Below are 10,156 nucleotides of genomic sequence, written 5' to 3'. Positions count from 1 at the left end.
CCCGCGGAGCGGGCTTCTGAGCGCTGGCGCGCTCAGAAGTGAAAAGCCTCCGCTGCGCTTCGGCTGGCTCCGCTGACGCTTCGCCAGATTCCCGCGCAAGCGCGGGAATTGAATTCCGCAAGCGGAATTCTGGGAGGGAGCGTAATTCGCGCAAGCGCGAATTACGGGAGTCCCCGCAAGCGGGGACTCTTGGGCTGGCTGCGAGGGGCGGTGCATCATGTGCGGCGCCGTGTAATCCCTGGAAGTTCCGGTCATCACCTCAGTCCCGCGCCTGACGGGCCGTCTGGGCCGACGGGTGCCGGCCCAGAGTGGGGACGGGCTCCGCTGTGCTCCGCCCGAACCCTCCCCCCAACCACCCTGACTCTCTGACTGACTCAATGGAACATTCCCTATCGTACACGCCAACGAACAACCGAGCAGCTCTAACTGAGGGAACTTAACTCTCATGGACGAACCTGCTGCCAGCGGTATGCATCACGCTGATGCTCTGTGTAGAGTTTGGGAACTGTTTCGCATCCCGCCTGGATTATTGAGGTCTCCGGGTGTCCGCCGTCTAAAGCGCGCCGCATTCCGCGAAAAGGAGAGTACCGGATGGTTATGACGAGGCGTGACTTGCGTCCCCATCAGATTGAGGCGGTTGACGCCATCGTGCGTGGTCTTGATGTTCCGCCTGGTGGGATTCCTGTAAACGGGCTGCGTGGTCAGGTTGTTGCCGCGTGTGGGACGGGCAAGACGGTCATCGCCGCTTTCGCTGCCCGGGAGGTGCTGCCGAGGGGGCGGGTCCTGGTGGTGGTGCCGACGCTGGAGCTGCTGACGCAGACGGTGAAGGAGTGGTACCGGGTCGGGCACAGGGGGCCGGCGGTTGCGGTCTGCTCGCTCCACGAGGACCCGGAACTGTGGAACCTCAAGGTCCGATGCACCACGAACCCGGTCCGGCTGGCGATGTGGCATGGGACGGGGCCGGTGACCATCTATGCCACCTACGCGTCGCTGCCGGTGCTCGCCGAGGCGTTCGAAGGCGTCTACGGCCAGCAGTTGGCGCCGGTGGACCTGGCGGTGGTGGACGAGGCGCACCGTACGTCGGGTTCGCTGGGCAAGGCGTGGGCGGACGTCCATGACCAGGCGGTGATCCCGGCGGCGCGCAGGTTGTACATGACGGCGACGCCGCGGATCTGGCAGGAGCGGCCCAACTGGGAGGTGGCCGAGGGGATTCGGGATCCGCTGCCGGAGGAGCTGGCGGCCTCCATGGACGACGAAGCCGTCTTCGGTCCGGTGCTGTACCGGCTCACTCTGGCGTCGGCAGTGTCCCGGGGCCTGCTGGCGCGGTACCAGATCATCGTCGTCGAGCTGATGGACCCGGTCGTCACCCCGGAGCGGCTGATGGGTGAGGAGCGGCGCAGTGAGGAGGTGCGCGGGCAGCGGCTCGGCGCGCTGCAGGCGGCATTGCTGCGGACCATGGCGGACCACGACCTCAGCACGTGCATCACCTTCCATCACCGGACGATAGAGGCCCAGGCGTATGCCGAGGGCCTGGAGCGTGTGGCGGCGAAGCTGCACGCGGACCAGCCCGTGAAGTATCCGAAGCGGATCTGGGCCAACTGGCTGTGCGGCGAGCACGTTCCCGAACGCCGACGGGAGGTGTTGGCCGGCTTCGCTACGACGGCGCGGCGGGCTGTTCTGTCCAACTGCCGGGTCCTGGGCGAGGGCGTGGACATCCGGGCGGTGGACTCGGTGGCGCTGCTGGACCCCAAGAGCGCACCGCACGACATCGTCCAGGCCATCGGGCGGGCGCTGCGGCAAAAGCCCGGCCAGGGGAAGCTGGCCTCTTTGATCGTGCCCGTCTTTCTGCAGCCCGGGGAGCAGCCGGAGGACATGTTCACCTCGGGAAGTTACCGGCCGCTTGTCAAGGTTTTGCAGGGGCTGCGGGCCCACGATGAAGAGGCCGTGGAATTGCTCGCGATCCCGCAAGAGCCGCAGAAGGACGTGGCGCAGCCGTCGGTGAATATCGGTGAGGCTTCCGAGGAAGGCGAGGAGGAAACCCGCCTGCTGTTGCGTTTTGCCGCGCCGCGGGACCCCGTGATGGTCGCCGAGTGGGTGTCGTTCAATGTCATCGACACCGAGCGGCAGGACTGGGCGCGCGGCTACGCCGCCGCGCGCCGGTACCAGGAGCGGGAGCAGCATCTGCGGGTGCCGTACGACCACAGGGAAGGCGCCTACCCACTCGGGCAGTGGATCGCCGAGCAGCGCCGCGCGTACGGGGCCGGACAGATGACCGGCAAGCGGGCCGAGCGGCTCGAGGCTCTCGGGATGGTGTGGGACGCCACCGACGCGGCCTTCCAGGAGAACCTGGCCGCCGCCCGGGTCTACTACGAGCAGCACTGGACCCTGTGCGCGCCCCGGACAGCGACCGCCCTGGACCGGCCCATCGGGCAATGGCTGTCGAATTTGAGGCGGCCCGGCGCGCTGGCCGGCCACCCCGAGCGGGAGGCCGCGCTGGCGGCCATCGACCCGGACTGGAACCCGGCCTGGCCCGTCACCTGGCAGCGGCACTACGCCGCCGTACGCGAACTCCTCGCCGAGGAGGACACCACGCTCACCGAACTGCTGCCAGGCGTCACCGTGCATGGCATGGACGTCGGCAAGTGGCTGGCCAGGCAGCGTGAACACGCGGTATGGCAGGCCCTGTTGCCGCAGCAGCGTGAACGTCTGGAGCAGCTCGGCATCACGGCACTGGCCGCGCCGAAGGACGCCCCGGCCAAGGCGCGTGGCGGCGCCGGGAGCGCCTTCGAGCGGGGTGTGGCGGCTCTGCGTCAGTACCGGTTGCGGGAAGGCCACCTGACCGTCCCCAGGACCCACGTAGAGGCCCTGCCGGACGGCACCCAGGTGAAGCTCGGCGTGTTTTTGTCGAACACCAAGACCAGGCGTGCCAAGCTCACCGAGGAACGGCGGAAGATCCTGGCCGGCCTCGGGCTTGACTGGGCCACCTGAACCGGCCGGGCTGTCGGCATCATGAGAGCCATGGACGATGCGCGAGACGTCCTCACCGAGGACGAGATCAACGACCTGCTCGATGGCGACCGCGACGCCGGATGGGACGGACGACGAATACGAGTGGGTGAGGTGAACACTGCCAGGCACCCGGGTGGAAGCCGTCGCTCTCCCCGTCTGGGTGCCTGGGCCTGTCAGGGCCTCGGTAGCGGCAGGCCGGGCAACTGCGGGTGCAGCAGGTGCTGGCCGCCGTCGTAGACGTGCAGGGTGAAAGTCTCCGGTCCCGGCCGGCCCGCCTCGTCGTACACGGACAGCACGCGCTCGATCCGCTCCCACAGCCGCACGGGGCCGCCCTCGCGCACCTCCCACCGGCCGTCTGTGGGGGTGAGGGTGGCGGCGGAGCCGGTGACGACGTCGGCCAGGTGCACGACCTCGCCCACCGTCGTCATCTGTGCGTCCGGCACCGCGCACTGGGCGAGGAACCGCAGGTGGAACGCTTCCCCGGTCGCGGCCGTGATCCGCTCCGGGCTGTGCCGGGCCGCCCGGCCCGCTTCCGGAAGCCCTGCGGCCCAGTGGGCGGGGTTGCCGAACGGCGGCGCCGCGTGGGTGCGGGCGGACATGAACGACACCGTGCCGCCCAGCAGCTGGCCCTCGGCGGTGCCGTCCTCCGCCACGGTGAGCAGGACGCGGGCGTACCCGTAGAGCCAGCCGGAGAGGGTGAGCAGGATCTTCCCGCCCGGCCGGGTCTGAGCGAGCAGGGCCCGGGGGACGGCGCGGAAGGAGCAGGCGGCCACGATCCGGTCGAACTTGGCCTCCGGCCAGTAGCCGTACAGGCCGTCCGCCACCGCCAGGGTCGGGGTGTGCCCGCAGGCGTACAGCGCGCTGGCCGCCTGATCGAGCCGGTGGCCGTCGACCTCGATGCTGGTGACGTCGGCCGATCCGTTGCGTTCGCAGACCAGGGCGGTGGAGTAACCGGTGCCGGTGCCGATCTCCAGCACCGTGTGCCCCTCCTGCACGTCCGCGTCGGCCCACATCCGTACGACGAGCGACGGCAGCGTGGACGACGAGGTCGGCGCCCCACCGTGCCGCACCTGCGGGGTTTTCCAGTCCGGTTCGTCGCCGTCGAACTGCGTGATGAGCGTCGTGTCGGAGTACGCGGCGGCCAGCCACCGGCCATAGTCGAGCTCGGCGGTGACCGGCTCCCACACCGTCAGCCCCTGCCCGTCGCGCTCGCCGGCGGGCAGGTAGAAGCCCGGCACGAACCGATGCCGGGGCACCCGCTCGACCGCTGCCCGCCACCCGGGATCGGCCAGGATGCCGTCCTCGGCGAGGGCCTTGGCCATCGCCTCGCGCAGCCGTTCGGCGTCGGTGTCCAGATCGGCGGGCATCATCGCGCCCCGCCTCCTTCCGTGCTCGTGCTCAGGATGTCGGCAAACGCCGTCGTGATGTCGCCGGCGTCGGGCAGCCAGCCCCACTGGCCGTTCGGGTTGCACTCGATGAACACCCAGTCCTCCGCGTGGTCGCCGTCGCCGGTCAGAGCGAAGTCGAAGCAGCCGAAGACCAGCCCGAACGCCGAGAGATAGCTGTGCAGGGCCGCCTCGACCGCGGCCGGCACCGCGATGGGCGCGTGCAGGAGCGAGTCCCAGTCGCCGCGTCGCCAGTCCAGCGCGCCGTCCGGGGCGGCGATCTGCTGGGCGAACACCTTCTTCCCGACCACGGTGACCCGCACGTCGCCGGTCTTGGGGATCTCCGCCTGGAACAGGTGCGCGGTCACCTTCAGGGAGTCGTCGAAGGTGTCCGGGTCCACCCGCTGGGCCCAGATCGCTCCGGTGTGCCCGTCCTCGCCCTGAGGCAGGCCGCGGAACGTCTTGTAGATCATGGGCCCGGGGTCGGCGGCGAACTTCCGCGCCTGCTCGACGTCGTTGGTGACCAGCGTCGGCGGGACCGTGAGGCCGAGCAGGGCGGCGGTCTGGAGCTGGGCGGGCTTGAAGTCCGCGGCCGTCACCGCGCCGGGGTGGTTGACGTACGTCGCGCCATGCAGGTGGTTCAGCACGCCGCCGAGCCCGTGCCGGGCCTCCGCGGCGGCGAAGTCCCGCTGCTGGGCGGGCAGGTGCTCGAACCGGGCGGCGTAGGGGGTGGGGCGGCGGTAGTACACCGCCGCCACCTCCCCCAGCTCCACCGCCCGGCTGCCGGTGACCAGCCGCCCGGCCCAGGCGTTCGCCCCGGCGCCGATGCGGGCGCCGAAGACCAGGTCCGGCCCAATGTCGGCCGGGTCGACCCGTACGACAGGCACCGCGCGCTCGTTCAGCGCGGCGATGACCCAGTCCGCGGTGACGTCTTCCAGCGCGGTGACGACCAGGACGGTGGAGGCCATCGGTCAGTCCGACTCGTAGTCGGTGGTGTGGTCGTCCTGCGTCTGCGGCTGCGGGTTCTGCCCATCGCCGCCACCGGACATCGAGGCGGTGCCGGTGGTCCTGCTCGTACCGTGCTTGCCCATCTCCACCACTTGGCCGGCGGCGTCGGTGTAGACGGCGGTCTGCGTCGCCGCATCGAGCGTCACCGCGGCGTACGACGGCGGGCCGACCGGAAGCCGGTCGGTGACCAGCCGCATCGCCCACGGAGCCTGAGCTGGGGGTGCAAGCGTCGCCATGCGTTCGTCCTTCCCCTTGCCTCATGCGGATAGCCCGGGCGGCTACCGCCTGAGCAGAATCGACCTCCCGCACGGGCGCTGACCAGTACCGTAGGGGCCGCGAACCGTGGCGGAACTGCCACGCTCCGTGACGTGCGAGTCGGGGAGGGTGAGGCACCGGTGCCGAGCAGATCGAGCAATGCCCATCTCGCGCTGTGGATCGCGGCCACCGGCCTGTCCCACGGCGAGATCGCCCGCCGGATCGCCGCAGAAGCGATCCGCCAAGGTCACCGGCAGATCGCCCCGGACGCCACCCGTATCCGCCGCTGGATCGACGGCGAACGCCCCCGCCCGCCGGTCCCGGCCCTGCTTGCCGCAGTGGTCTCCGACGCGGTCGGCCAGCCGCTCACACCCGGTGATCTCGGCCTGACGGCCACCGGGCCCACACTGGATAGCATCCAGCTCCCGCTGCTGACCGAAGCAGCCGCGCAGACCCTGGCCGGATGGACCCAGATGGACTTGTTCCTCGACCGCCGCGACACCCTCAAACTCGCCCTGGGCGCCCCGCTCATCCTCGCCGCCGAGCGGATGCTGGGCGGCACCGCCCGCCGGCTGAACCGCGCCACCAAGGGCTTCGACGCCGACACCACCACCGCGCTGGAAGAGGTCACCGCGTTCTTCACCAAGGCCGACGCCTCCAAGGGCGGCGGCCTGTACCGCTCCGCGATTGTCGCCCAGCTCGCCGAAGTCGCCCGCCGCATCCAGGACGGTGTCCCCGTCTCCCTGAAAGCCCGTGTGTTCGCGGCGACCGCCGACCTCGCCGCTTTGGCCGGGTGGGTCAGCCACGACTGCGGCCGGTACGCCACCGCCCAGCGCTACTGGTCCTACGGCATCTACGCCGCCGGTGAGGCCGGGCAGCCGGACCGCGGAGTGGAGATCGTCACCCGCATGTCCCACCAGATGATCTACCTCGGACACCCCCAGGACGCCCTCGGTCTCCTCGACGTCGCCACGAAAAAGGCCACGCTGCCCGCGACGAAGGCGCTGGTCGCCTCCCAGACCGGACGGGTGCACGCCGCCCTCGGCGACGAGCAAGGTGCCGAGCGGCACCTCGGCGCCGCGGACGAACTGGTCACCGGCGGCCTCGGCGAGGACGTCCCGGAGTGGGTGGCGTACTTCGACGCCGCCGAACACGCCGGCGCCCGCGCGGTCTCCGCCCGCGACCTCAACGGCACCGGCCGGAACCGTCGCGCCAGTGATCACTTCACCGACGCGCTCGCCCTGCGCCGGCCCGGCTTCGACCGCGTCCGCGTCATGGACCGCATCGGCCTGGCCGCCGCGCTGTTCACCGAGGGCGAGCCCGAGCAGGGCGCCGCCGAGGCCCACCAGGCGCTCGACGAGGCCGTCCGGATCGACTCCACCCTGGTCACCTCCCGGCTCAACACGCTGCTGGACGCCGCCCGCCCGTACCGGACCGGTGCGGTGGATGAGGTCCGCACCCGCGCGGCCGATCTCGCTGCCTCCCGGCCGACCACCGTCGCGGCCTGAGACCATCGACGTCATGGGCAAGCACTCCCGACCCGGACCGCCGAACCAGCCGTCCCGCGCTGTGCCGCGCGTCGATGCCGGCGACCCGCTCGCGGCGTACGCGAAGCGGCGCCGCCCGCCGATGGACGTCTGGCGCCGGCACCGACCGCTCCACAGCGGCGGCGGCCACCTCCACCCGGACGAGCCGCGGGCACTGGAGGAGTGGGACGGCTTTGCGTACGCGCCTGTGGGCACGGCCGCGAACCTCACGCAAGCCCAGCGATGGGTAAACGAACAGACGCCTGGAACGGCGACCGGCTCTGTTGGGGGACACGGGAACAGCGGCGCGCAGTGACGCGGACTCCGCTTCCAGGCCCTATTCCGAAGTCGTGGAAGGTTACGGGTGACCACGGCGTCCGTATGCTCGGTCGCCCTCCACAAGCATCGGGATCATCAGGCGCGCATGGGATCTGCTCGGGCCGGTGTCCACAGGACAACCACGCATCGGAGGTATGGCCTATGCCCGGACCGGATCTACCGCCGGCGACCGCGCCGATGACCGTGGAGGCGCTGGTAGGGCGGTGGCCAACGGGAGCGGAGAAGGTGGAACTCATCCATGGGGTGATCGTCTTCACCGGCCATTTCGACGAACGGGACCTCGATACGGCCCGACGCACCTATCCCGGCCGCCGCCCCGTCATCAACGCCGACGGCGGCCTGGAGATCCATCCAGACGGCCCCGGCCGGCCCACCCCGCTGCTGGGCGATCCGCATCACTCCTGCTGAAGTCGCCCATCGTCCCTGTGGCCGATCGCACCGTGGCAGGGAACCGGCCAGGTGCTCTTCCGGGTGTCGACGTACTCAACCTCTAGCCCCTCGGGCCCCTGCGGCAACACCACCGCGCCCCGACGTCGTACGACTGCTGATCACCGGGGGAGGTGGATTCCTGGAACGCGACACAAGAGGGCATTACCTGAAATTCGGAATAAAATGTACTTATCGGGAGGGTGGCTTCCTGGGAGGTCCCTATGGCCACGAGCCTGGTCACCGATTATCGCGCGAACGAGTGGACGGACCTGGTCCAAAAGGGACAGAAGCTTGTCGGGTCCGAAAGCTCCGCCCAGTTCGCGTTGGGTGACATCGGCCTGGAGATGGTCCCCCTGCCTCCCAAGGGCAAACGGCCGCCGATGAAGGCGTTCAAGCTGCTGGCGACCTACGCCGACGAGATCGGGCTGGAACGCGAGACGTTCGAAGCGTACCGGCTCGTATCCGGAGCGTGGCCGAAGAAGCAGCGCGTCAAGGGTGTTTGCTGGACCGTCCATTCGATCCTGTCCCACCGGCCCGACCGGTTCGAGCTGATCCATAACCCGCCGGTCTACCGGAAGACCGGCGAGCGGCGCTGGACGTGCGACGCCGCCCACCGGGTCATGGGCTGGAAGACCCAGGTAGCCGAAACTGCGGAGGAGAGACTTCGGCAGGTTGAGGAACAGCTCGACGACGAGATGGCCGTCGAAGTAGTCGAACGGGTCATGCGCCGGCCGGCAGTGGTCAAGCGGGTCGCGGACAAGCCTCACGTCCGGGAGACCTTCAACCGCGCGCAGGCCAGCAGGATCCGCGAGGCCCGCGAGGAGACGAGGAAGCTTCCGGAGGTCCAGAAGCTGAACGAACAGCAGGAGGTGCTGACCGTTCTGGGCCTGTGCTCGGCGTTTGCGAGCGGCATCGGCAGGACTCTGCCGGGTTTGCACCTGGCCGAGCTGTCGGAGGACGCCAAGGACTCCATCCGCGAAGGCCTCAGCCGGGTCACGGCAGCCGTCGAGTGGACCGAGCACGTCCTGCAGACCGGCAGCACGGATATGGACGCGGCCCTGGAGCGTCTGATCGCGGGAGAGGGATGACAGGCAGGCGGTTGCAATACTCCTTCCCCCTGGCGCGCACGGGGGGAAGGCGGAGCGGCAAAGATCAGCAAGAAGGGGCTGGACGAGAAGAACGGAACTCGGCGCGAGGTGAGACCGCTTTTCCGGCCGGGGGGCGAGGAGACGAGCACCATGACCGCGCACCAGCGCCCCGACTTCCTGGCCGGGAGTGTCTTTGACGCCCTGTGGAGGGCGGGCGTACGGGGGTACACCTTCGCCGAACTCATGGAGGCGACCAACCTCACCGCATCCCAGACACGACATGGCCTGAGCATCCTGCGAGAAGCCCTCCCCGGCATGAAAGACACCGACGCGGTGTACTCCTACGACCCGCACGGGCACGTGTACCGCCTTGTGTACCTTCCCGACGTAGCCGATGCGTACGAGGTCATGCGTCTCAAGGGGGAAGCGAAACGCAGCTACCGGGTGCTCACGGGCACCGTCCTCCCACACGCCAAGCAGTCCCGGACCAAGCAGCTGCGCATGCTCAAGCGCCACCTGCAGCTCGTGGTCGATGACGCCAACGAACTTCTCGAACCTGCCTGAGCGGGCCCTCTTCCAAGAGGACCGCGGGGCGAAATCCTGCGCGGCCGGAGAGAAGCGGACGGGAGCCATCCCCATGACCCGCCGCAAACTGATTCCCATGGTCTGGTACTGCAAGTACTGCTACCAGCGCCAACCGATCGACATCGGCCCTGATGGGAGCCTGATCATCTGCACCGTGTGCGGATACGGGCTGGCCCCACTCGAGGAAGTGTTCGCCGCCGGCTCCATGCGGACCTGGTGGGAAGGAATCTGCGACGAGTTCTATGCCGATGTAGCCGCGTACCGGGTGAACGCCCACAGGGATACGGGAGCCCGATTCATGCTCGGGGACCTGGCCTTGGATGCGGTGCCCCTGAATGATCCATTCACCGGGAGAAAGCTGTCCAACTACGCCAAAGTCGTCGGCCTGACACCCAAGGCCATGAGCCAGTACCGTCGGGTAGCGGCGGCATGGCCTGAGAGGGCTTCTCGAAACCGAATGTGCAGCTTGGGGTTCCGTACGGGTGTGCTGTTCAGGTGATTGTGGCTGCGCGGGGGCATGAAGGCAGGGCCT

At 69.3% G+C, this 10,156-nt stretch carries 10 protein-coding genes; 7 read left to right on the top strand and 3 right to left on the bottom strand.

Going from position 1 to position 10,156, the window contains the following annotated elements:
- The first annotated feature begins 597 nt into the window (after positions 1-597).
- Positions 598-2,988: a Helicase associated domain protein gene (locus ACIRFL_RS43010; RefSeq protein ID WP_404041004.1), complete on the top strand. Its 2,391-nt coding sequence runs from the start codon at positions 598-600 to the stop codon at positions 2,986-2,988.
- Between the two features lie 194 nt (positions 2,989-3,182).
- On the opposite strand, the gene tgmC is transcribed toward ACIRFL_RS43010, so the two are convergent.
- Genes tgmC through ACIRFL_RS42995 form a run of 3 tightly spaced genes read right to left on the bottom strand, consistent with a single transcriptional unit; the run spans position 3,183 to position 5,638 of the window.
- Positions 3,183-4,379 carry an ATP-grasp peptide maturase system methyltransferase gene (gene tgmC / locus ACIRFL_RS43005; protein ID WP_404041001.1) on the bottom strand — a complete coding sequence of 399 codons (1,197 nt, stop codon included), beginning with the start codon at positions 4,377-4,379 and terminating at the stop codon, positions 3,183-3,185.
- A complete protein-coding gene (gene tgmB, locus ACIRFL_RS43000; RefSeq protein WP_404040999.1) occupies positions 4,376-5,362 on the bottom strand; it encodes an ATP-grasp ribosomal peptide maturase in 987 nt (328 codons plus the stop codon). Before tgmB ends, tgmC begins: the two co-directional genes overlap by 4 nt.
- A gap of 3 nt (positions 5,363-5,365) precedes the next feature.
- Positions 5,366-5,638 carry a putative ATP-grasp-modified RiPP gene (locus ACIRFL_RS42995; protein WP_404040996.1) on the bottom strand — a complete coding sequence of 91 codons (273 nt, stop codon included), beginning with the start codon at positions 5,636-5,638 and terminating at the stop codon, positions 5,366-5,368.
- Between the two features lie 132 nt (positions 5,639-5,770).
- Here ACIRFL_RS42995 and ACIRFL_RS42990 point away from each other — a divergent pair, with 132 nt between their 5' ends.
- The 6 genes from ACIRFL_RS42990 (at position 5,771) to ACIRFL_RS42965 (ending at position 10,123) form a co-directional block, all read left to right on the top strand.
- Complete coding sequence (locus ACIRFL_RS42990) at positions 5,771-7,165, top strand: Tat pathway signal protein (protein ID WP_404040993.1); 1,395 nt, start codon at positions 5,771-5,773, stop codon at positions 7,163-7,165.
- The gene (locus ACIRFL_RS42985; protein WP_404040991.1) at positions 7,104-7,499 is read left to right on the top strand and encodes a DUF6087 family protein; all 396 of its coding nucleotides are present in this window, start codon (positions 7,104-7,106) and stop codon (positions 7,497-7,499) included. Before ACIRFL_RS42990 ends, ACIRFL_RS42985 begins: the two co-directional genes overlap by 62 nt.
- Before the next feature lie 248 nt (positions 7,500-7,747).
- Positions 7,748-7,930, top strand: coding sequence for a hypothetical protein (locus tag ACIRFL_RS42980; protein WP_404040988.1), 183 nt, complete (start codon positions 7,748-7,750; stop codon positions 7,928-7,930).
- A gap of 242 nt (positions 7,931-8,172) precedes the next feature.
- Positions 8,173-9,039, top strand: a complete 867-nt coding sequence (locus ACIRFL_RS42975) for a DUF6192 family protein (RefSeq protein ID WP_362998308.1) — start codon at positions 8,173-8,175, stop codon at positions 9,037-9,039.
- Positions 9,040-9,189: 150 nt separating this feature from the next.
- Entirely contained in the window at positions 9,190-9,603 is a 414-nt protein-coding gene (locus ACIRFL_RS42970; RefSeq protein ID WP_362998310.1) for a hypothetical protein, read from the top strand.
- Between the two features lie 73 nt (positions 9,604-9,676).
- A complete protein-coding gene (locus ACIRFL_RS42965) occupies positions 9,677-10,123 on the top strand; it encodes a hypothetical protein (protein WP_404040983.1) in 447 nt (148 codons plus the stop codon).
- Positions 10,124-10,156: the final 33 nt, after the last annotated feature.

Origin of the sequence: Streptomyces sp. NPDC102462 (assembly GCF_044765425.1) — a bacterium.
Lineage (GTDB): Bacteria > Actinomycetota > Actinomycetes > Streptomycetales > Streptomycetaceae > Streptomyces.
Note: the sequence above shows the minus strand (reverse complement) of the source record. Positions and strands in the feature narration are given on the sequence as shown.

Coding starts and splice junctions, on each gene's coding strand:
- ACIRFL_RS42975 (WP_362998308.1), top strand. CDS start 8,173: ATGGCCACGAGCCTGGTCACCGATTATCGCGCGAACGAGTGGACGGAC.
- tgmB (WP_404040999.1), bottom strand. CDS start 5,362: ATGGCCTCCACCGTCCTGGTCGTCACCGCGCTGGAAGACGTCACCGCG.
- ACIRFL_RS43010 (WP_404041004.1), top strand. CDS start 598: ATGACGAGGCGTGACTTGCGTCCCCATCAGATTGAGGCGGTTGACGCC.
- ACIRFL_RS42995 (WP_404040996.1), bottom strand. CDS start 5,638: ATGGCGACGCTTGCACCCCCAGCTCAGGCTCCGTGGGCGATGCGGCTG.
- ACIRFL_RS42970 (WP_362998310.1), top strand. CDS start 9,190: ATGACCGCGCACCAGCGCCCCGACTTCCTGGCCGGGAGTGTCTTTGAC.
- ACIRFL_RS42965 (WP_404040983.1), top strand. CDS start 9,677: ATGACCCGCCGCAAACTGATTCCCATGGTCTGGTACTGCAAGTACTGC.
- ACIRFL_RS42985 (WP_404040991.1), top strand. CDS start 7,104: ATGAGGTCCGCACCCGCGCGGCCGATCTCGCTGCCTCCCGGCCGACCA.
- tgmC (WP_404041001.1), bottom strand. CDS start 4,379: ATGATGCCCGCCGATCTGGACACCGACGCCGAACGGCTGCGCGAGGCG.